Annotated in this window: 18 protein-coding genes; 11 read left to right on the top strand and 7 right to left on the bottom strand. The window is 61.8% G+C overall.

Features of this window, described 5'->3' with window-relative positions; translation table 11 throughout:
* Positions 1-62 precede the first annotated feature (62 nt).
* From ESZ53_RS03940 to ESZ53_RS03910, 6 genes are all read left to right on the top strand, one after another.
* Positions 63-875 carry a carbohydrate ABC transporter permease gene (locus tag ESZ53_RS03940; protein ID WP_129073485.1) on the top strand — a complete coding sequence of 271 codons (813 nt, stop codon included), beginning with the start codon at positions 63-65 and terminating at the stop codon, positions 873-875.
* Positions 875-1,828 carry an aldo/keto reductase gene (locus tag ESZ53_RS03935; protein WP_197131746.1) on the top strand — a complete coding sequence of 318 codons (954 nt, stop codon included), beginning with the start codon at positions 875-877 and terminating at the stop codon, positions 1,826-1,828. The genes ESZ53_RS03940 and ESZ53_RS03935 overlap by 1 nt, the downstream gene beginning before the upstream one ends.
* A gap of 47 nt (positions 1,829-1,875) precedes the next feature.
* Complete coding sequence (locus ESZ53_RS03930) at positions 1,876-3,969, top strand: GMC family oxidoreductase N-terminal domain-containing protein (RefSeq protein WP_129071640.1); 2,094 nt, start codon at positions 1,876-1,878, stop codon at positions 3,967-3,969.
* A 41-nt stretch (positions 3,970-4,010) separates the two neighbouring features.
* Positions 4,011-5,042, top strand: a complete 1,032-nt coding sequence (locus ESZ53_RS03925) for an NAD(P)-dependent alcohol dehydrogenase (RefSeq protein WP_129071639.1) — start codon at positions 4,011-4,013, stop codon at positions 5,040-5,042.
* A 257-nt stretch (positions 5,043-5,299) separates the two neighbouring features.
* Positions 5,300-6,697 carry a DUF2130 domain-containing protein gene (locus ESZ53_RS03920; protein ID WP_129071638.1) on the top strand — a complete coding sequence of 466 codons (1,398 nt, stop codon included), beginning with the start codon at positions 5,300-5,302 and terminating at the stop codon, positions 6,695-6,697.
* Between the two features lie 86 nt (positions 6,698-6,783).
* The gene (locus ESZ53_RS03910; RefSeq protein WP_210403832.1) at positions 6,784-7,176 is read left to right on the top strand and encodes a DUF2510 domain-containing protein; all 393 of its coding nucleotides are present in this window, start codon (positions 6,784-6,786) and stop codon (positions 7,174-7,176) included.
* Positions 7,177-7,246: 70 nt separating this feature from the next.
* Here the strand turns inward: ESZ53_RS03910 and ESZ53_RS03905 are convergent, their stop codons facing one another.
* The 4 genes from ESZ53_RS03905 to ESZ53_RS03890 form a co-directional block, all read right to left on the bottom strand.
* Entirely contained in the window at positions 7,247-8,446 is a 1,200-nt protein-coding gene (locus ESZ53_RS03905; RefSeq protein ID WP_129071637.1) for a cation:proton antiporter, read from the bottom strand.
* A 9-nt stretch (positions 8,447-8,455) separates the two neighbouring features.
* Positions 8,456-8,950 carry a cation:proton antiporter regulatory subunit gene (locus ESZ53_RS03900; RefSeq protein WP_129071636.1) on the bottom strand — a complete coding sequence of 165 codons (495 nt, stop codon included), beginning with the start codon at positions 8,948-8,950 and terminating at the stop codon, positions 8,456-8,458.
* A 73-nt stretch (positions 8,951-9,023) separates the two neighbouring features.
* The gene (locus ESZ53_RS03895; RefSeq protein ID WP_129071635.1) at positions 9,024-9,275 is read right to left on the bottom strand and encodes a hypothetical protein; all 252 of its coding nucleotides are present in this window, start codon (positions 9,273-9,275) and stop codon (positions 9,024-9,026) included.
* Between the two features lie 5 nt (positions 9,276-9,280).
* Entirely contained in the window at positions 9,281-10,759 is a 1,479-nt protein-coding gene (locus ESZ53_RS03890; protein WP_129071634.1) for an SDR family oxidoreductase, read from the bottom strand.
* A gap of 69 nt (positions 10,760-10,828) precedes the next feature.
* Between ESZ53_RS03890 and ESZ53_RS03885 the strand changes: the two genes are divergently transcribed.
* The 3 genes from ESZ53_RS03885 to ESZ53_RS03875 all read left to right on the top strand — a co-directional run bounded on the left by ESZ53_RS03885 (position 10,829) and on the right by ESZ53_RS03875 (position 15,833).
* Positions 10,829-11,722: an EamA family transporter gene (locus tag ESZ53_RS03885; protein WP_129071633.1), complete on the top strand. Its 894-nt coding sequence runs from the start codon at positions 10,829-10,831 to the stop codon at positions 11,720-11,722.
* A gap of 61 nt (positions 11,723-11,783) precedes the next feature.
* On the top strand, positions 11,784-14,333 hold the full coding sequence (locus ESZ53_RS03880) for an RNA helicase (RefSeq protein WP_129071632.1): 2,550 nt from the start codon (positions 11,784-11,786) through the stop codon (positions 14,331-14,333).
* 114 nt (positions 14,334-14,447) lie between these two features.
* Positions 14,448-15,833 carry a DHA2 family efflux MFS transporter permease subunit gene (locus tag ESZ53_RS03875; RefSeq protein WP_129071631.1) on the top strand — a complete coding sequence of 462 codons (1,386 nt, stop codon included), beginning with the start codon at positions 14,448-14,450 and terminating at the stop codon, positions 15,831-15,833.
* A gap of 81 nt (positions 15,834-15,914) precedes the next feature.
* Here ESZ53_RS03875 and ESZ53_RS03870 read toward each other — a convergent pair whose 3' ends face one another.
* On the bottom strand, positions 15,915-16,736 hold the full coding sequence (locus ESZ53_RS03870) for a UbiA family prenyltransferase (protein ID WP_129071630.1): 822 nt from the start codon (positions 16,734-16,736) through the stop codon (positions 15,915-15,917).
* Positions 16,737-16,804: 68 nt separating this feature from the next.
* On the opposite strand from ESZ53_RS03870, the gene ESZ53_RS03865 reads away from it, so the two are divergent.
* A complete protein-coding gene (locus tag ESZ53_RS03865) occupies positions 16,805-17,275 on the top strand; it encodes a hypothetical protein (RefSeq protein ID WP_246837374.1) in 471 nt (156 codons plus the stop codon).
* A gap of 33 nt (positions 17,276-17,308) precedes the next feature.
* Entirely contained in the window at positions 17,309-18,499 is a 1,191-nt protein-coding gene (locus tag ESZ53_RS03860; RefSeq protein WP_129071628.1) for a glycoside hydrolase family 3 N-terminal domain-containing protein, read from the top strand.
* On the opposite strand, the gene ESZ53_RS03855 is transcribed toward ESZ53_RS03860, so the two are convergent.
* Positions 18,500-19,543 (bottom strand): aromatic acid exporter family protein, encoded by a 1,044-nt coding sequence (locus ESZ53_RS03855; RefSeq protein WP_129071627.1) that lies wholly within the window; start codon positions 19,541-19,543, stop codon positions 18,500-18,502.
* Positions 19,540-21,336 carry a glycoside hydrolase family 15 protein gene (locus ESZ53_RS03850; RefSeq protein WP_129071626.1) on the bottom strand — a complete coding sequence of 599 codons (1,797 nt, stop codon included), beginning with the start codon at positions 21,334-21,336 and terminating at the stop codon, positions 19,540-19,542. The genes ESZ53_RS03855 and ESZ53_RS03850 overlap by 4 nt, the downstream gene beginning before the upstream one ends.
* Between the last annotated feature and the right edge of the window lie 61 nt (positions 21,337-21,397).

Here is a 21,397-nt window from a genome sequence, read left to right as displayed (position 1 = left end):
CTAAAACTAAGAAGAAATCTCTCGACCCGTCTCAGCGTCGGAGCACGATCCTTACCGTTGCCATGTGGGCGTGTGTGGCTTACTTTCTCTTCCCGCTGTTCTGGTTGGTTATTGCTTCCACAAAGAGCAACGGCGACTTGTTCTCCACTTTCGGGCTGTGGTTTGGAAACTCAATTGAGCTGTTCAAGAACATAGGAAACGTCTTTACCTACGACGGTGGGATATTCCTGCTCTGGGGATACAACACAGCTCTCTATGCGGGAGTGAGCGCCGTCGGCGCAGCGTTGCTCGCGACCGCCGCTGGCTATGGTTTTGCTAAGTACCGGTTCCCGGGGCAGAAGGTCATCTTCAGCAGTGTTCTCGGGGCAGTCATGATTCCTGCTACTGCACTGGCAATCCCCAGCTATCTGCTCTTTGCTTCGGTTGGCTTAACTAATACTCCGCTCGCGGTGATCTTGCCCTCTATCGTGAGTCCGTTCGGTGTTTTTCTGATGCGCGTTTATGCGGCTGATGCGATTCCTGACAGTCTGATTGAGGCGGCCAGAATTGATGGAGCAAGCGAATTTCGAATTTTCTGGCAGGTCTCGTTGAAGCTAATGGCACCGGGAATCGTGACCGTCTTTCTTTTTGCACTGGTGGCGACATGGAATAACTACTTCCTTCCGCTCATCATGCTTACTGACGCAAAGCTCTACCCGCTCACAGTAGGGCTGGCACAGTGGCAAGAGGCGGGCGCTTCGGGCGGTGGCGCTCTAGCGCTCTTCTCCATCGTTATCACCGGCTCGTTCGTCTCAATTATCCCGTTGGTGATTGCGTTCCTGTACTTGCAGCGCTTCTGGCAAAGTGGTCTCTCGGCCGGAGGGGTGAAGGGCTAATGGCCGCTGTAACTCCCTGGCGCGGGCGCGAACTGGGCGCCACAGGAATAATGGTGACCGCAGTCGGCATTGGCACCTCGGCTATCGGCGATATGCCCGGTGCACACGGCTACTCCGTTGACGAGGAACGCGCCGCGGCAGCGCTCGACGACGCCCTGTCTGGTTCCTTCAACTTTGTCGACACTGGCGCTAATTACGGCGCTGGTCGGAGTGAGCAACGCCTTGCCGCCTCGATAGCTCGGGTCTCACCGGCGGGGTTGGTGATCGCCACCAAAGTCGATCGTGACATGACCACCGGTTACTTCGGCGGTGACCAAGTGTTGCGTTCGGCGGAGGAGAGCTTGGAACGTCTCGGCGTCGATAGCGTTCCTTTACTGCACCTCCACGACCCTGAGACGATGGACTTCGACGATGCCATGGCGCCCGGGGGACCGGTCGCGGCATTGCGTTCTCTCCGCGATCAGGGCATTGCTCAACACATAGGAGTGGCGGGAGGTCCTGCCTCCTTGATGAAGCGCTATGTGGAGACAGGGGAGTTCGAAGTACTCCAGACACACAATCGTTTCACTCTCCTGGACCGCACTGCAGATGAGCTGCTTGATGCAGCTGCATCGCGCGGCATGGGAATCATCAATGCGGCGCCCTACGGCGGCGGCATGCTCTCCGATGCGCCCCGCGGAACCACCCGCTACAGCTACAGAGACGCGTCCTCGGCGACAATCGCAGCCTCGCAAAAGATGCGTGAGGTAGCCGCAGCACACGGGATTTCGCTAGCAGCGGCTGCGCTGCAGCTTTCTCTCGATGACCTTCGCATCCACTGCACAGTTGTCGGCATGTCTACACCGGGACGGGCTGCTTCGACACTTGCGCTCGCCGACACACCGATTCCGGCTGATGTATTCGCAGAGCTGCGTTCGCTCACACCAAGCCGGGATGAGTGGCTGAACGACTAAGTCTGAAATCACCACTAAACCCGCCAGATCTAAGGACCTCACTTCTCATGACCGTTCATGGCACTGTGCGTCAGCTCGTCAGCCTCGCTACGCTGCGCGCCGCCGTCAATCGCATCATTCCCGCCGACAACTTCCCCGCCGGCTGGGAGGGAGGGGTAGCAGATCACCTCGTTCCTGGCGCGGACAGCGGACTGGCTGACGCTGCAATCAATCCTGAGCTGGACTGGGCGCTCGCTGCCCTATGCTCTCTCGGGGATCGACTAGACGATGCCGTGGGCGGCGGGCTAGCCAGCTTCTCGCGAGCTCCAGCAGCTGAACAAGATCGGGTTCTCAGCGAGCTTGGACAACTCGCTGAGGCCGCCGACGAACTCGCGACTTTGCTGCGCATTAGTTGGGAAGGCTTCTACGCACCTTCGGAGGGACGAGACCCTGCCGGGCCAGGAATGGTCGGTTTTAGGTCACTACCGGAGGGTGTCGAGCCTGTCGAACCAGAGCTATTGCCGACGATTACCGTCGATCAGCTCCGTGGTAGTTACGACGCTGTCATTATCGGTAGTGGGCCGGGCGGCGCATCAGCGGCCCGCGTGCTCACCGAGCGCGGAAAGAATGTGTTGATCGTGGAGCGGGCTCTACAGCTCAGCCAGGCCGCCCTCCGCGATGATCATCTACACGGCAAGCGCACAGGCCTCTACAACTCAGTTGTTGGCCCTGGCGCAGGGCATCCGCGTGTTATTGAAAACGCCGATGGCGACGAGGTTGTGGTTCAGGGCGACGGTAGCGCTGGCCCCTATGGCCTCAACGCTATGACTGTCGGCGGTGGGACCCGTCTTTGGCAGGGTATGGCGTGGCGGTTCATGCCAGAGGACTTTGCGATGGCCACCACGTATGGCGTGCCGGAGGGGACCAGTCTCGCGGACTGGCCAGTCGATTACGCCGAAATGGAACCTTATTACGGTCGTGCGGAAGACGAGTTGGGCGTCGCCGGTGAGGAAGGCGGTCTCACCTCGCGCACCCCGCGCTCGCGACCCTACCCTCTGCCTGCCATGGAAAGCGAGCCAGCGCGCGAGGTGCTCGGCGCGGCAGCCGATCGTCTCGGCTGGAGGTGGGGCCCGGTGCCCCTCGCGCTGAATTCAATTCCGCACGATGGACGTCCCGCGTGCGTGAAATGTGCGCAGTGCGTCGGCCACGCTTGCCCGGTGAATGCGAAGAGTGGCGCGCACAACACGTTGCTCCCGCGCGCCATCAACACCGGGAGTTGCGACTTCATGGTTGATGCCCAAGCGATTCACATCGAAGACGGCGTCAGCGGCGCGCGAGTGCAGATTGTCGCTGACGCGAGCACGACTCCTCAAACGGTTGACGTAACGGCGTCGGTAGTCGTCGTTGCGGCTGGCGCTGTGGAGACCCCGCGTCTTATCGCGGCGAGCGGCCTTGGCAATGACCAGGTGGGTCGCCACCTCCATGATCACAGTTTCGTGATGGTCCTCGGCAACATCTCCCCGGGGGTGAAGAGCTTCCGGGGACCGGGACACTCGATCGCGACTCTCGACCACGTGCACAGCTCTCAGTCACCGTGGGGAGGCGGGGTAATTTTTGACCTCAACCAGATGCTGCCCGTGACCTCGGCTGGTATGGCTGGTGCCCTCGGGCATCCGGCATGGGGCTCCGAACACAAAGAGTGGATGCGGGAGGGCAGACAGCACATGTTTGGTGCATTTGGGATCGGTCAGGAGATTCCGATGGCCTCGTCCCGGGTTGAGGTTTCGTCTCTGGCCGCAGACCGATGGGGGCAGCCTGTCGCTCGACTGCGCAAGGAAGTGCACTCGAGCACCCGCGAAGTTCAGGACTTCATGTCAACCGCAGCTGCGGCGTGGCTGCGCGAAGCCGGGGCGAACGACGTGAAACGTCTGGCCGGACCGGCGATCGTCGCCGCTGCGGGGGAACATTCCTGTGGCACCATGCGCATGGGCAGCTCCTCGGCAGTTTCAGCCACTGCTCCCACCGGTCGTGTGTGGGGAACACGGCGGGTCTACGCGTGTGATAGTTCGCTGCATCCCACTAACGGGAGCGTGAACCCCACACTAACCATCTTCGCGAACGCCCTTCGCGTCGCAGGACATATCGCCGACGCTTTGCACTAACCAACCCGCCTGCCGAACTTTAGAGAAATAGGGTCAGAAGAATGAGCTCCTTGCAAGAAGTCCCTTCCCGCATGCGTGCAAGCGTGCTTGAGAGTGCACACCACCTCGTTGTTCGCGAGGTTGATACCCCTGTTCTGGCTTCGGACCAGGTATTGGTGCGAATTGCCGCCGTCGGTGTCTGTGGTTCCGATGTTCACTATTTCCATGAAGGTCGAATCGGCGACTTCGTTGTCGACGCTCCACTTATTCTCGGCCACGAAGCATCCGGCACGATCGTCGCCGTAGGAACAGAAGTCTCGGCGGACCGAATTGGCGAGCGCGTCTCGATCGAGCCGCAGCGGGCTTGCCGCATCTGCACACAGTGTAAGCGCGGGCGCTACAACCTGTGCCCGTCCATCGAGTTCTACGCGACCCCACCGATTCACGGGGCGTTCGCCGAATTCGCTGTGATTCAGGCTGACTACGCTTTCGCTATTCCAGACTCCGTATCGTTGGAAGCGGCCTCGTTATTCGAACCGCTATCGGTGGCGATTTGGGCGCATAAAAAAGCGTTGACTCAGCCAGGATCGCGGGTGTTGATCGCGGGTGCAGGGCCGGTAGGGATCCTGCTAGCTCAGGTCGCGCGGGCGTATGGCGCTACCGAGGTTATTGTCTCTGATCTGGCCGCAGCCAGACGTGATCGAGCGCTTGAATTCGGCGCTACATCAGTGATCGACCCGACCGTGGTATCTGCTGACGAGGTCCCGGAGGTCGACGCGTTCATCGATGCGTCGGGTGCTCCCTCCGCCATTCGCGCGGGTATCTTGGCTCTCGCCCCCGCGGGAATCGCCGTGCTCGTCGGCATGGGCGCAGACGATGTTTCATTGCCCGTTTCACGAATTCAAGGTCGCGAGTTGCTTGTTACTGGCGTCTTCCGTTACGCGAATACCTGGCCGTTAGCCATTGAGCTCGTGGCTTCGGGAGCTGTCGACCTAGAGTCACTCGTAACTAGTACCTTCTCACTCGATCGCGTCGAAGAGGCGTTCGAAGCGACGCGTGATCCAAACACCCTCAAAGCACTCATCACGCCCTAGTTGCCAAATACCGCGGGGATCGACGGCCTCGGCGCGGAACCCGATACGAGAGGCGCATCCGAGCCTTCGATGTCGGCGATTGCGATCAGTCGACGGTAGACGGCGTAAGTACTCATCCGGCGCGAGTAACCGTGCGGCAACTGCCTCACGAGCGCCGCAGCCACTAGCCTGAGCGAGAACGAACTGGGGTGCGCCGCGCGAAGTAACTGCAGCGGGCGTGCATCCATCTCCCGCAGAGCTGAATGGAAGACGCGCCGATGCACGAAGTTACCTGCCCTCACTGTGGCAAAGCGTTCACGATCGATGAGGCGGGGTATGCCGATATCGTGAAGCAGATTCGTGACCGCGAGTTCGAGAGTGAGCTTCACGAGCGCCTCGAGTCGGCCGAGGCCACCAAGAAGGCGGAGATCGCGCTTGCCGAAGCGACGGTCGCGCGGGAGCTGCAGGCCGAAGCATCGAAGAAGGATGCCGCCATACAGGAGCTGAAGGCGCAGCTGGACTCCGGCGCTGTTGCTCAGAAGCTGGCAGTGTCCGAGGCTCTGAGCGCTGTGCAAACCGAGCGTGATGCCCTGGCGAACGAACTCGAGAAAGCCAAGCGGGAGAGGGAGTCTGCCGCCGAGCTGGCTGAAGCGAAGCGTGTGAGCGAGCTCCAAGCCGCCACCGCAGAGAAAGAAGCCGAGATCCAGGCGCTGAAGTCGAAGCTTCAGGCTGCAGGCTCAGAACAGCAGTTGGCGCTCTCAGCAGCGGTCGGCGCCGTCGAGAAAGAGCGCGATGGCCTCAAGGGCACTCTTGAGCGGGTCGAGCTGGAGAAGAAACTCGCTGAAACCTCGATGAAGGACAAGTACGAGACTCAGCTCAAGGACCGCGACGACGCGATCGAGCGACTGCGCGACATGAAGGCACGGCTCTCCACCAAGATGATCGGTGAGACGCTCGAGATTCACTGCGAAACGACGTTCAACCAAATTCGGGCTACCGCGTTTCCGAAGGCGTATTTCGAGAAAGACAATGACGCTCGAAGCGGTAGCAAGGGCGACTACATCTTCAAAGAGGCGGATGAGTCCGGCACCGAGATCGTCTCGATCATGTTCGAAATGAAGAACGAAGCCGACACCACAGCCACCAAGAAGCGCAACGAAGACTTCTTGAAAGAACTCGACAAAGACCGCAGCGAGAAAGGCTGCGAATACGCGGTGCTCGTGTCGTTGCTCGAGCCCGATAGCGAGCTCTACAACTCCGGAATCGTGGATGTCTCTCACCGGTATCCGAAGATGTACGTCGTGCGCCCCCAGTTCTTCATCCCCATCATCACGGTGCTCCGCAATGCGGCGCTCAACTCGCTCACCTATAAGAACGAGCTCGCGCTCGTGAAGGCGCAGAGCATTGACGTGACAAACTTTGAAGAGGAACTCGACTCGTTCAAATCAGGCTTCGCGCGCAACTTCGATCTGGCATCCCGCAAATTCCAAACGGCGATTGACGAGATCGACAAGTCGATCGATCACCTGCAGAAGACCAAGGATGCTCTGCTCGGCACCAACCGCAACCTGCGCCTCGCCAACGACAAGGCCCAAGACGTGACAATCAAGAAACTCACGCGCGGCAACCCGACCATGGCCGAGAAATTTTCCGACCTGAACAAGGGCGACGAGTAGCGTTCGGCAGCGCGCTCGCTCCCTGTTGAAGCAGGCACACCCCAGAGTAGGTGGAGAGATAGGCTCAGTTCTACGAAGGAGATTCTGTGACCGATGACGCTGTGGCCCCACCTGCTGGCTGGTACGCCGACCCGCACGACCCGACCCTGAGTAGATGGTGGAGCGGCTCATCATGGACCGAACACTATGCCCCTGCTGCCGTGGCGCCCATTCAGGTTGTCGCGGTGGTTTCCCGCAAAGACGTCGCGATCACCTATCTGCTGGCGATCTTTTTGACCGGCTTCGCAGCCCACTACTTCTACCTGGGGCGGATCGGCAGCGCGATCGGATTCCTTGCATTGTGGTGGATAGGCATCGCCACGGCAGCCATTTTCATTGGTATCCCGCTTATCGTGGCCGCGTACGTCTGGCTGATCGTCGATCTTTTCCTGATCCCCAGCTACGTTCGCGCCTACAACGCAAAGACTCTCGTTCGCTAGGCAGGGTTCGTGGCGAGACGCGAACGCCACTGCGCATCGCCACCGCGGACGTGCTGCTAGCGGCTAACGGCTAACGGGTAGCGACGGGCGTCGTCGGCGGTGCTGCGACGGGCTTGCGCACGCGCGCCTTGAACCAGGCAGTGTCGGGCACACGAGCCAGCAGCGGGCCGGCGATGATCGTCATGAGCACGTAGGCGGTGGCGAGCGGCGCGAGCATGGGCTCGATGCCGGCGCCGACGGCGAGGCCTGCGATGACGATGGAGAACTCTCCACGCGGGGTCAGAGCCAACCCGGTGCGCCAACGACCTGGCGCCGCAATGCCGGCACGTTTGGCAGCGCGGTACCCGGAGTACGTTTTGGTGCCGATCGTGAGCACAGCGAGGGCGAACGCGGGCAGCAGCACCGGAATGATGTCGGCGGGCGAGGTCGAGATCCCGAAGAAGACAAAGAAGACGGCGGCGAAGAGGTCGCGCAGGGGAGTGATGAGCTGTGCTGACTGGTGCGCTACAGGCCCCGAGATGGCGATGCCGACGAGGAATGCGCCAACGGCCGCCGAGACGTTCACAGCCTCAGCGAGGCCCGCGACGAGCATCGTGAGCCCGACTACTCCGAGCAGCAAGGCTTCAGCGTTCTTTTGGGGGAGCAAGCGCGACAGGACACGACCATGGCGCAGTGCCACGTAAAGAATGGTGACGACGACAGCAACGGCGATAGCAACAGTGATCGACCCTTGCAGCAGTCCGGCACCGATCACGAGCGCCGACAGAACCGGCAGATAGAACGCCATGGCGAGGTCTTCCATCACCAGGATCGAAAGAATCACTGGCGTCTCACGGTTACCGAGTCGCCCGAGGTCTCGAATAACCTTGGCGATGACTCCGGATGATGAGACCCAGGTCACTCCGGCAAGAGCGACGACCGCGGCGGGTTCCCAGCCGAGCAGAATGGCAAACAGCGCGCCGGGAAGCGCATTGAACACGCCATCCAGAATCCCGGACATCCGCGATGTCTTGAGGTTCGCCATGAGCTCGTCAGCGGAGTACTCGAGCCCCAGCATCGCGAGCAACAAGATCACGCCGATCTGCGAGCCGACCTCGAAGAACTCTTCACTGGCCTGAAGCGGCAGCAGTCCGCCTTCGCCCACGGCAAGACCGGCGAGAAGGTAGAGCGGGATCGCGGAGAACCCGAAGCGTGCGGCAACCCTGCCGAGCACACTCAGAACAAGCAGGAGAGCGCCAACCTCGATGAGTAGCTGCGTCGTCTCATGCATACGCGGCTCTTAGCTGGGACCGTTATTGATGAGCTTGCCGAGGGCGTCGAGGCCCTGGCGGGTGCCGACAGCAACGATGACGTCGCCGGACTCAAAAACAACTTCGGGGCCGGGGGATGCGACAACGTCATTACCGCGCACGATGGCCACGATGGAGGCACTCGTGAGGGTGCGCGCTTTCATTGAGCCCATGGGGTGGCCGACAAAGCCGGAGCCATTGGGCAGCGAAATCTCTTCGTTGAAGAGGCCTTCGGCCTTCTCGCCGAGAGCAGAGAGGCGACTGAGCGTGAGCGACGAACCGAGAACTTCGGCGATGGCGGATGCTTCGTCATCGGTCAGCGAAATTGACGCAGCGTTGGAGTCGGGGTCATCCGCATTGAAGAAAGCGAGATCGCGTTCTCCTGACCGCAGCGAGACCACGCTGACGCGGCATCCTGAGTTCGTGATGACGTCGTTGCGTACGCCAAACCCGGGAAGGTCAATTCGTTCGATTCTTACGCCCACGGTTCCAACTTACCAATTCACTAGTGGCCAATAGTCCAGCGAGCAGCCTACGCCTGTTCGGGCGCATCCCCTACTATTCGGGTGACCCTGGCGCTGACCCGGCTCGGGGCCGTGGCGCTGGCGGCGGCGGTATCTCTTTGGCGGCAATCACCTTCGCGAGTTCGATCGTCTCGAGACCACGCTGGGTGGCGACAACACAGTGCGTCTCGTCAGCGAGGTGAAAGTAGCCGAGGGAGTCGGTGGCGCGCCCATCTTCGATGAGGTGACGCACTACAACACGGGTGCCGCTCGTGGTGGCTTTCAAAAACTCTGCGGGGGTAGCCATCGCGGTCACCACGAGCTCTTGTCGTAGTCCTTGAGGAAGATGCCGAACAGATCTTCGCCGTCCTCGCCGCGCACGATGGGGTCATAGACGCGGGCCGCACCATCGACGAGGTCGAGCGGCGCATGAAAACCCTCTTCTGCCAGCCGCACCTTGGTGGGGTGTGGGCGCTCATCCGTGATCCAGCCGGTGTCGACACTCGTCATCAGAATGCCGTCGCTCTCAAACATCTCGCGGGCACTCGTGCGGGTGAGCATGTTCACGGCGGCTTTGGCCATGTTGGTGTGCGGATGCCCGGGGCCCTTGTAGCCGCGACCGAACACGCCCTCCATCGCCGACACATTGACGATGTACTTGCGGCGCGACTCTGACGCCGCCATTGAAGGACGCAGTTTGGAGATCAGCACGAAAGGCGCCGTCGTGTTCGCGAGCTGAACTTCGAGCATCTCCAGTGGGTCGACCTGGTCGACGTGCTGGGTCCACGAGTTGATGGAGTCGAGGTCGGGTACGAGGCCACCGGCGTCAATCGCGGTGCCGGCAGCGAGGCGCTCGAGTGAACTCGAGCCTGCCGTCATCGCTTGCTCGGTCAGTTCTTCGGCACGCGTCGCAGCGGCGGCCAAGATTGGATGCGCCGACACCGACTGCGCGAGGGCCTGCGGGTGCGGGTCGTTTGTGTGCCCGAAGGTCACGAGCTCGGGCAGCGGGCCGTCGGGCAGGGGAGCAAGCTCACCATCGACGAGAGGCTGGTAAGCACCAGGGGAGCGACGCACGGTCTGCGTCGCATTATTGATGAGGATGTCGAGCGGGCCCTGAGCTGCGACAGAGTCGGCGAGCCCAATGACCTGAGCGGGGTCGCGGAGGTCGATTCCGACCACGCGAAGGCGGTGCAGCCAGTCTGCGGAGTCGGGCAGGCTCGAGAAGCGGCGAACGGCATCCCGCGGAAAGCGCGTCGTGATGGTGGTGTGCGCGCCATCCCGCAGCAGACGCAGCGCGATATACATGCCGATCTTCGCGCGGCCACCGGTGAGGAGCGCTCGCTTGCCGGTGAGGTCAGTGCGGGCATCACGCTTGGCGTGATTGAACGCCGCACAGCTCGGGCAGAGCTGATGGTAGAACGAATCAACGGTCGTGTACGGCTGCTTGCAGACATAACAGGGGCGAGCCTTGATCAGCTCGCCGGCGGTTGGCGTGGTCGTGGTCGTCGAAATGGGGATGCCGCGAGTCTCGTCATCGATGCGGTCAGCGGCGCCGGTAGCGGTTGCAGCAATCACTTCGCGGTCGGCGTCAGCGATGGCGGCGCGCTTCTCGAGGCGGCGCTCTTTCTTGACAGCCTTGAACATGGCGGCGGTCGCCCGACGCACGGTGACAAAGTCAGGGTGCTCTTCATCCATGCCCACCATCTGGTTCAGCACTTTGAGGGCAACCTCAAGCTCGGCGGGGTCGAGTTCGCTCGGGCCGTGGGCGGGGGTGGGTGAAGAATTAGGCACACCCAATTCTACCCGCGCCACCGGCACTCACGTGCTCTTCGCGGTCATCGCTGGCTCTATGCTGACGAGATGATCCTCAGCGTTGTGCTCGCCCTCGCCGGCGCCGTGTTTTACGGCGTCTCCGACTTCTTTGGCGGCTTGAGTACACGACGCTTGCAGGTGGTGCCGGCGACCACGATCATCCATGTCTTCGCCGCTGTTTCGCTGCTCATCGCGATGCTGTTCGTCACCGTCAGTTTCGAGCCCGGCGCCATCCTGTGGGGAGGCATTGCGGGAGTAGCAGCCATCGTCGGGTTGCTTACCTTCTACGCGGCGCTCGCCGACGGGCCGATGAGTCTCGTCGCCCCGCTCATCGCCGTGGTGGGGGCCGTCGTGCCGGTCGGATTCGCTGCGGTCTCAGGCGAGCGCTTGCCCGTGCTCGCGTGGGTCGCCATTGTGCTGGCCATTATGAGCGCTCTTCTCGTCTCGCTCACCCGTTCGGATGCCGCTGCGCGCGTTCGCCCGAGAACCGTCGTGGTCGGCGTTGTCTCGGGTGTCGGCCTTGGTACTGCTCTCATTGCGCTCGACCAAGCCCCGGCATCTGCGGGCCTTGCCACCGCCGTCGTCGAGATCGTGGTCGGCCTCGTCGCGATGCTGCTCTTACTCGCGCTCACTCGCCTCAGCGGTCCCATTCGCCGCTTCTTCGCCCAGTTCGATCACCAGCCCGAGGGCGGCCCCGTCGTGAGTGTGAGCCAGTCTCGGATGCTCGCGGCCGCAGGTGGTGTTCTCGTGGCAGCATCCAACGCCTTCATCTTGTTCGCACTGCAAGCCGGGAGCTTGGCCGTCGTTTCGGTACTCGTGAGCCTGTATCCGCTAGCAACGATCGTGTTGGCGCGCTTCACACTGCACGAGAAGGTCAGCCGGGTGCAATTGCTCGGAATGGCACTCGCGCTCACTGCCTCGGTGATGCTCGCGCTGAGCTAGTCGCCCGCTAGTAGCGCGCCCGTCGCGCTTCGATGTCCGGTGACCCGGCTACGGTGGAACAATGCCCTCACTTCTGGATGCGCTTCCGACGCCCTTTGACGCAGACGCAACCTATGACGCTTTCGTCGGGTGGGCATCCGGCCGCGGCCTCGAGCTTTACCCCGCTCAGGACGAAGCGGTCATCGAGCTTGTCTCGGGAGCCAACGTCATCCTCTCGACGCCTACGGGCACGGGAAAGTCGCTCGTCGCGATTGCCGCGCACGCCATTGCGCTCGCGCAGGGCCAGCGCACCTTCTATACCGCGCCCATCAAAGCGCTCGTGAGCGAGAAGTTCTTCGCTCTCGTCGAGGTGTTCGGTGCAGAGAACGTGGGGATGGTCACGGGAGATTCCTCCGTGAACGCCGATGCGCCCATCATCTGCTGCACCGCTGAAATTCTGGCGAATCTGGCACTGCGCGAGGGAGCCGATGCGCGCGTTGACCAAGTCGTGATGGACGAGTTCCACTTTTACGCCGATCCCGATCGTGGCTGGGCCTGGCAGGTGCCGCTGCTGATCCTCCCGAAGGTTCAGTTCGTACTCATGTCGGCAACGCTCGGAGACATGCAGCCGTTGGCGGATGACCTGAGCCGTCGCACCGGCCGCGAGACAAGCCTCATCACCGGCGTCGAACGTCCCGTGCCCCTGCACTACTCGTGGGCCATCACGCCGATCCACGAGACCGTGGAAGATCTACTCTCCACCGGGCAAGCACCGATTTACATCGTGCACTTCTCGCAGGCCGCTGCTCTCGAGCGTGCTCAAGCGATGACCAGCATCAAAGTCGTATCTCGCGAACAGCGCGACCAGATCGCCGACGCGATCGGTGACTTCCGTTTCACGACCGTATTTGGAAAGACGCTCTCGCGCCTCATTCGTTCGGGTATTGGCGTGCACCACGCGGGCATGCTGCCCAAATACCGTCGTCTGGTTGAGCAACTCGCTCAGCGCGGGTTGCTGCGCGTGATCTGCGGAACCGATACTCTCGGCGTCGGCATCAACGTGCCCATCCGTACCGTTCTGCTGACTCAGCTCACAAAGTACGACGGCACCCGGATGCGTCAACTGACCGCCCGTGAGTTTCACCAGATCGCCGGGCGGGCCGGCCGCGCTGGTTTCGACACGGCGGGCACTGTCATCGCTCAAGCGCCCGAGCACGAATCCGAAAACGCCAAGCTCGTTGCCAAAGCCGGCGACGACACCAAAAAGCTGCGCAAGATCGTGCGCAAGAAGCCACCCGAGGGTTTCGTTACCTGGACCGAAAACAGCTTTGAGCGGATGATTGCGGCCGAGCCGGAACAGCTCACGAGCAACATGCGCATGAACCACGCCATGATCCTGAACGTGATCGCTCGCGGCGGCGACGTGTTCTCGAACGTGCGCACTCTCGTCGAAGACAACCACGAACCCCGTCACAAGCAGCGCGAACTAGCGAAGCAGGCGCTCGCGATCTACCGCACGTTGCGCACCGCCGAAATCGTCGAAGAACACCGCGTTGCCGACACCATGATCGTGGATGGCGAAGAGGTGGAGAGCTTCGACGAACGCATTGAGATTCGCCTCACGGTCGATCTGCAAGCGAACTTTGCGCTCAACCAACCGCTCTCACCATTCGCAGTGGCGTCATTCGACCTGCTCGATCGAGAGTCGCCGACCTACGCCCTCGACATGATCTCCGTGCTCGAAGCGACACTGGATGACCCGCGCCCGATCCTCTCGCAGCAACAGTTCATGGCCCGCGGCGAGGCTGTCGCGGCGATGAAGGCCGAGGGCATCGAGTACGACCAGCGCATGGAACTGCTCGACGACGTGACGTGGCCCAAACCCCTCGAAGAGCTGCTGGATGCCGCCTTCGACATGTACCGTGCGAGCCAGCCGTGGATCGGCGACTACGCCCTGAGCCCCAAGAGCGTCGTGCGCGACCTCTACGAACGCGCCATGACCTTTGCCGACTTCGTGGGATTCTACGGTCTTGCCCGCAGTGAGGGCCTCGTGCTGCGCTACCTCTCCGATGCCTACCGTGCCACGCGCCAAACGATTCCGGATGACGCCAAGACCGACGAACTGCTCGACCTCATCGAGTGGCTCGGCGAACTGGTCCGCCAGGTCGACTCGAGCCTCATCGACGAGTGGGAGGCTATGACGAACGGGGTCGACTCCGCTACCAGTGGCGAGCCGGTGTTGCCGCCCGCTCCAGCATCCGTCGTCACGAACGCCCGTGCTTTCCGTGTTCTCGTGCGCAACGAAATGTTCCGTCGCGTTCAGTTGGCGGCCCGCGACGACGCGGTCGCTCTCGGTGAGTTGGATGCCGCAGCCGGCTACGACGAAGAAGCATGGGGCGAGGCGCTCGACCGCTACTTCGAGGAGCACGACACCCTCTCCACGGCGGGTGACGCGCGCGGTCCCGCAATGATCACGATCACCGAGGAGCCCGGCCAGTGGCACGTGCGGCAAATCATTGAAGACCCGGAGGGCAACCACGACTGGTCGATTAACGCGACCGTCGATCTCGCCGAGTCTGCCGCCGAAGGCATCGCTGTCGTGCGCGTGACAGGCTTCAGCCGCCTCGACTAGCGTCTGCTGCGATGGGCCCGGCGGTTGCCCCATTCGGTGACCTTCGAGCTCAGTGGAGAGCGTTCGCTGCGGCGAACGGGCATAACGCGCCGCGCACGGGTGTTGAATAGCACTATGACCCGCGATCAACGATTTGTGCTGACGATCGCGATTCTCGCGTCGTTCGTTGCGTTTCTCGACGGGTCAGTGATCAACGTTGCGCTGCCCGCCATTAGCTCAGAGCTCGGTGGTGGGCTGAGTACCCAGCAGTGGGTTGTCGACGCATATCTCATCACGCTGGGATCGCTCATTCTGTTGGCGGGGTCGCTCTCCGATGTTTTTGGCCGTCTGGTAATCCTGCGAATCGGCCTCATCGGCTTTGGTCTCGCCTCGGTATTTATCGCCATCGCGCCGAGCGCCGAAATGCTCATCCTCTTGCGCGGCGTTCAGGGCATCGCCGGTGCGCTTCTCGTGCCGAGTTCGCTCGCGCTGATCATGTCGACCTTTCGGGGAACCGCGCAGGCTCATGCCATCGGGCAGTGGACAGCGTGGACGAGTGCCGCCTTCATCGTGGGCCCCGTACTCGGTGGAGCGTTCGTCGACCTGCTCAGCTGGCGACTCGTTTTCGCCATCAATGTCATCCCGATCGCGATCACGCTCTGGCTGCTCGTGAAGCTCGGGCATCGCGATGAGCGTAAAGCGAACACGCGCATCGACTTTCTGGGGGCAGCGCTCGGCATCGTCGGGCTCGGCGGTCCGGTATTCGCTCTCATCGAGCAAGGAAATTTGGGTTGGAACAGCCCAGCCGTGGTCATACCGCTCGTGGTCGGCATCCTGAGTTTCATTGCCTTCATCGTGTGGCAACGTCGCGCGGCCCAACCAATGCTGCCCCTTGAACTGTTTCGTCACCGCAACTTCAGCCTCGGAAACATCGCGACGTTCTTCATCTACGGAGCGCTGGCCCTTGGCGGCTTCATCATGGTCGTCTACTTGCAAGAAGTGGCCGGCTATTCGGCGACCTTCGCCGGATTCGCGTTCCTGCCCTCATCCCTCGCCATCATTCTGCTCTCTTCATTCTTCGGGCGATTGAGCGGTACCTACGGGCCGCGCTTGTTTATGACGCTCGGCCCATTCTTAGCTGGCGTCGGTTACGTCACGTTCTTGAGCATGGGGGAGTCAGTTAACTACGTCACTCAAGTTCTGCCCGGAGTGCTCCTGTTCTCGGTGGGGATGTCGATGACGGTCGCTCCGCTCACTTCGGCGATCTTGGGCGCGATTTCGGCCGAGCAAGCGGGGATCGGCTCAGCGGTCAACAATGCGGTGTCGCGCATTGCCGGCCTCGTGACGGTGGCGCTCATCGGCGTGATCGCGGTCGGCTCGCTGTCGCCCGCGAACTTTCACCGCGTCGTGATCGTGACGGCGGCGTTGTTGTTCGCCGGAGCTCTCACCTCGTTCTTGGGCATCCGCAATTCTGCTGCTCTCGATGATGATCCAAGCGAGGTGGCGCCGCCGCTGGCCTAGAGAGCCGCGGCCTTGCGAACGGTGTGCTGGCACGTGTCACCGTGGCCGCGGTCGGCCCAGGCAGCGTCAGCTCAGGCAGCGTCAGCTCAGTTGTGGTGCAGAGAGCACGAGCAGCGCTGCCGTGATGGCGGCGGCGGCGATTGTTAAGCGAAAGAGCAGGCGCTGAAGCGTTCCGCGAGCGATCAGCACAACGCACACTGCCGCGATCGCGACCGTGGCGCCGAAGCCGATCAGTGCGAGCGCATTCGGAGGAACGCCCGGACCGAAGACCACGGCAACCCCGGCACCGATGAGTCCCGCGGCAATCACGGCGGCAGAAAGCCGCGCTCCCAGAACGTGCGGTAGCCCCCGAACTCCAGTGCTTGAGTCGTCTTCTAAATCGGGCAGCACATTGGTGAAATGGGCGGCAATGCCCAAGAGCGCTCCGGCAGTGATTGCCCATGGTGCAGCGAGCTGGGGCGTCGGGCCTGCGAGCGTGACGATGGCGGGTAGTGCCCCGAAACCCGCGATGTACGGCGCCACGGAAAACACCGTCGACTTGAGGCCCACGTTATAAAGCCAGCCGCTGGCGAGAAAAATTGCGTGGGCAACGGCGGCCAAGGGGCCGAGCAGTACTGATAGAACGACGGATGTCGCGGCCAATCCGATCGCGACACTCGCCACCTGTCCGGTCGACACTTCACCGGCTACTACGGGCTTATCGGTGCGACCCGAGGAACGGTCGCGTTCAGCGTCAAGCCAATCGTTAGAGAGACCGACCGACAGCTGGTTGGAGAGAATCATCACGGTCACGACGGCGATTCTCCAGCCTTCGAGGCCATAGCCCCAAGCCAAAGCGAGCACAATGGTCGTCACCGCAGCGGTGGGGCCGGGGTGAGACGACCGGGCAAGCGCACGCATCATGGGCCAAGAGTAGCCCGAGGCTCGCGTCGCGATGCGGACTCTCAGCCGTCGTGTTCTATGTTGAACTCGTGAGTGAAGTTTTTGATGCTTCGGCGCTAGCCGCCAAGCTGCCAGGCACGTGGAGTGTCGTGGCGACCAATTTTCCGATGTGGATCGATGGAACTCGGCAAAACCCGGAGTTCACTTACGAGCTGGTAGCGGGCGAGGGGCTCACTCTCGACGACACCGTTAGCTTTACGACGCGGGATGGGGAGACGCACACCATTCTCGGTATCGACCAGCTTCAGGGCGATGAGTTCGTGTGGCGAGGTCTCGGCTGGAAGCGAATTCTGACGAGCCGCTGGCAGGTTGTGGGCGCAGACGAGGCTTTCAATACGATCGTGCTGCGGTTCTCCCGTTCACGCTTAACTCCTGCGGGTATCGACATCCTCACGCGTAAAGACCGGGGAAACCCGGCTGTGCGCTCAACTGTCGCCCATGCGACGGATCAGTACGGCTTGACCGCGGAAGACTTCGCCACCCTCACGTGGCTGTCCTAAGCCTGCTGCGCTGATCCCGGGTACCATCGCTGCATGACGACGCTGCAACGAATTCATCAGCTCGTCGTGATGCTCGCTCTGCCAGCGGTGCTTGGTGGTTGCACAGCAGCATCGCCTTCTGGCATTGTGCCCAGCCCCACGTTCGCCCCACGCGTCGCAGCAGTGCAGGTCGATCCGGTTGCACAGTACGCGAGAGATCGTCTTTCGACGATGTCGCTGCGCCAGAAGGTGTTAAGCCTTCTGATGGTGCACGTCCCGGGCGAGTCTCCCAGCGATCGGATCGATGGCGACCTCCTCGAGGTCGGCGGGTACATTCTGATGGGGGATAACATCCCGAACAGCCTGGGTGAACTCAAGGCTGACACCGCGGCGCTGAGCTCAGAAGCCGACTTGCCCGTGCTCGTCGCAACCGATCAAGAGGGCGGCATCGTTCGCCGCGTGCCCACGGATGACGCGGCTTCGGCATCCGAGCTGCGGTCTGAAGCTCCTGAGGCAACCTTCGACGCATTCGCGGAGCGCGGTGCCCTCTTGCAGTCTGTTGGGGTCTCGGTGAACTTCGGGATTGTTGCCGATATCGCGAGCGACACGTCCAGCTTCATCTACGAGAGATCCTTTGGGGCAACCGGAGCGGATGCCGGGGCTCGCGTTGCTGAAGCGGTGCTGGGCGAGTCGATGGTGCTCTCCACTCTCAAGCATTTTCCGGGTCACGGAGCAGCGCCCGGGGATTCGCACTCGAGCATCCCGACAACATCGTTGGCGTTCGACGAGTGGGAAAGAACTCACGCGGTTCCCTTCGACAATGGCATTGCCGCGGGGGCGCCACTGGTGATGTTCGGGCACTTAGCTTTCACGGCGGTTGATGCCGAGCCTGCCACCTTCTCGACCCGTTGGCACGAGATCTTGCGTGATGATTTGGGGTTCGATGGCATTGCCATCACGGATGACATGGGCATGCTTGAGCGGTCAGGCGTCGCTGAATACTCCGACCAGGTTGCCAACGCGGTGCGGGCGATCGAAGCCGGCAACACGATGCTGCTCTACGTTGGTGCCGTTGATACCGAAGGAATCGTCGCCGCGGTCGCTCGCGCTGTAGCCGACGGTGAGCTCGATGAAGCTGTTATCGACGATGCTGCGTTGCGGCTGCTCGAACTGCGACGTGAGCTTTCAGGGCAGACCGGTCGATTTGTTCGCTGCCTCGCGGAATGCTCGGCGCTGGCCAACTAACTACGGTTTTCCACCGTCGCCCACGATTTCTTCGTGAACTCGGCGCACATCTTCCAGCAGCGAACCGATCAAGATCCAGTGCTGCGGATGCGGCGTCAGCACCGTCAAGGGCGCGGTCAGGGTCAAGAGTTCGCGCGTCGGTGGTGCGGCTTCTCGCTCGCTTGGGGAACGGCCACGCAGCCGCAGATCATGCGCGGCGCGCTCGAGTTCGCCCGCGATAGACAGCGCGACGGGGTCGGCCGCAAGGTCGTCGTCGTAGCGATCATGGATGGCCCGTGCCATGCCGAGCGTGCGGGTGACGAGCACCGTGAGCATCGCGAAAAGTTCGCGGTCGCGGTGCAGTTGGCGATGGTGTTTGCTACGCCGCGGGTTGAGCGTCAGGCTGTCTGTGCCCTTGCGCAGGGCGGCGGCGGCGGCATCGCGGAGTTCTTTGAGATGGCGCGAGTCGGCGAGCAGTACTTTGAGCTCGGCATCCGTTTTGGGCACACGCAGTGCGGAAGCGAGTGACTCAAGGGCAGCAGCCGTGTGTTTGGTCAGCAACGACACTGCGGTGTGCGCGGGGCTCACGATGACCGGGGCAACGATCGCAAGATTCACGATAAGGCCGATCATGGCTCCGATGATCGTCTCGATGATTCGATCAACGGCGTATTCGGCATTCTGTCCACCGAGCGCAATCACGAGCATCGCGCTGATGGGGATCTGGTTGGCGGATCCCGCGCTGAGCTTCAGCAGCCACGCCACCAGAACTGCCAGAACGATCACCATCAAGATGACCCACGTTGCGGTGCCGAAAATTTGCCCGGCGCCGAGCGCTATCACCACACCCGCGACGACACCGATGCTGCGCTCGAGGCCTTTCTCGATTGACTGCGTAACGCTTGGTTGCACAACAAGCAGGGCTGCGATCGCGGCGAAAATTGGCAGCGGTTGCTGCACTACGAAGCCGGCGACGAGCCACGCAATGACCGCTGCGACCGATGTTTTGAGCACCTGAAGCAACGGTGAACGACGCGCAATCACCAGCGTCGTTACGAATTTCACTGGGGAGTCTTTGCTTCCGAGATTGCGTCGGCCGCGCGCACGAGGGCCAGATGGCTGAGCGCTTGAGGGGTATTGCCGGCCTGGCGATCATTGGCGGTGTCGTATTCCTCGCTGAGGAGTCCGACATCGTTGGCAAAGCCCACGAGGCGATCCATGAGAACCGTTGCGTCGTCAACGCGCCCCGAGGAGGCGTATTGCTCTACCAACCAGAACGAGCACGTCAAGAATGGGTTCTCGCCATCGGGCAAGCCATCCACGCCGCTTTCGGTGCGATAGCGCAGCACGAGGCCGTCGTGCAGCAGCTCATCTTCGATTGCGGCGACGGTGCCGAGCATCCGAGGATCGTCGGCCTTGAGATAGCCGACCTGAGGCAGCTGCAGCAGTGACGCGTCGACGCCGGTGCCGCCGTAATACTGCGTGTAGGTTCCGCGTTCGGCATCCCAGCCGTCACGTTCGATCTCTTGACGGATCTCTTCACGGATGCTGATCCAGGTGTCGACGGGACCGTCGAGACCGAACTCTTCTACGGCCGTGATTGCGCAGTCCATTGCAGCCCACAGCATCACGCGGGAGTGCGTGAAGTGGCGCTCGGGCCCCCGGATCTCCCAGATGCCGTTGTCGGGACGATTCCAGTTGGCTTCGACGTGAGACATCAGAGCGCGCTGAAGCGGCCACGAGAAGTCGTTTTCGTGAACGCCGGAACGACGTGCTGCCTGAAGCGCGATCATGACCTCGCCGAATACATCGCCCTGAAACTGGTCGAAGGCACCGTTGCCCACACGAACGGGCGATGCCCCTTCGTAGCCGGGCAACGAGGTGAGTTCACGCTCTTCGAGCCAACGCTCGCCCGAAAGGCCGTACATGATTTGAACATCAGCCGGGTCTCCGGCAATAGCGCGCAAAAGCCAGCGGCGCCATGCTTCGGCCTCGGCAACATAGCCGTGGTCAATCAGAACGTGGAGGGTTAGTGCTGCGTCGCGCAACCATACATAGCGGTAATCCCAGTTGCGGGTGCCGCCAAACCATTCGGGCAGGCTTGTCGTTGCGGCGGCAACAATTCCGCCAGTGTCTTCATGAGTGAGCACGCGAAGTACGAGGAGCGAGCGCTTAACAATTTCACGATACTGCTCGGTTGGTTCGCAGTGTGCCGACCAGTTAAGCCACCACTGGCGCGTGGTCTCGAGCACAGCATCCACGTCGACCTCGGCCGGGGGATTGCGGTGCGCGGGATACCACGTCATAGTCAAGTCGCGCACTTCGCCCGCGCTGACAGAAAACTCGCCGCGGTGAGTGTGCTCGGAGGCATGCATCTCAACGCCGCGAGCGACGATCGCATCGGGGCCGGCGACGCCGATAATGGCGTGGCCACCGGATTCGGGCGCCTGATGCAGCCACGGCAAAGCCGTCGCATAGCCAAACCGGATCAGCATTTCGGCGTACATCTCTACCGTGCCACTGATGCCGCGGACTCGACGAATAACATCGGCCCGACGGTTGCCGTGGGGCATGAAGTCGGTAACTTCGACTTCGCCAGTTTCGGTCACCCAGTTGGTGACGAGGATGAAAGTGTTGGGCTGGTACTTGCGCGTGACTGTGACCGTGCTCGGGGCATCCACACTCGCTCGCGGCGCCACAAGCCAGCGGCCATGGTCTTCGTTACCGAGCAGCGCTCCGAACATCGAGGCGGAGTCGAAACGCGGGAAGCAGAGCCAGTCGATGCTCCCGTCTTTTCCGATAAGGGCAGCAGTCTGACAATCGCCGATGAGGGCATAGTCTTCGATAGGTAACGCCATTGGCCAATCATTGCAGCGTCGCGCGTGGACTTCCTGCACTTCGCCGCTTTCGTGCGTCAAA

This window comes from Salinibacterium sp. UTAS2018, assembly GCF_004118935.1.
GTDB lineage: Bacteria > Actinomycetota > Actinomycetes > Actinomycetales > Microbacteriaceae > Rhodoglobus.
This window is presented reverse-complemented; position numbering and strand designations above follow the sequence as displayed.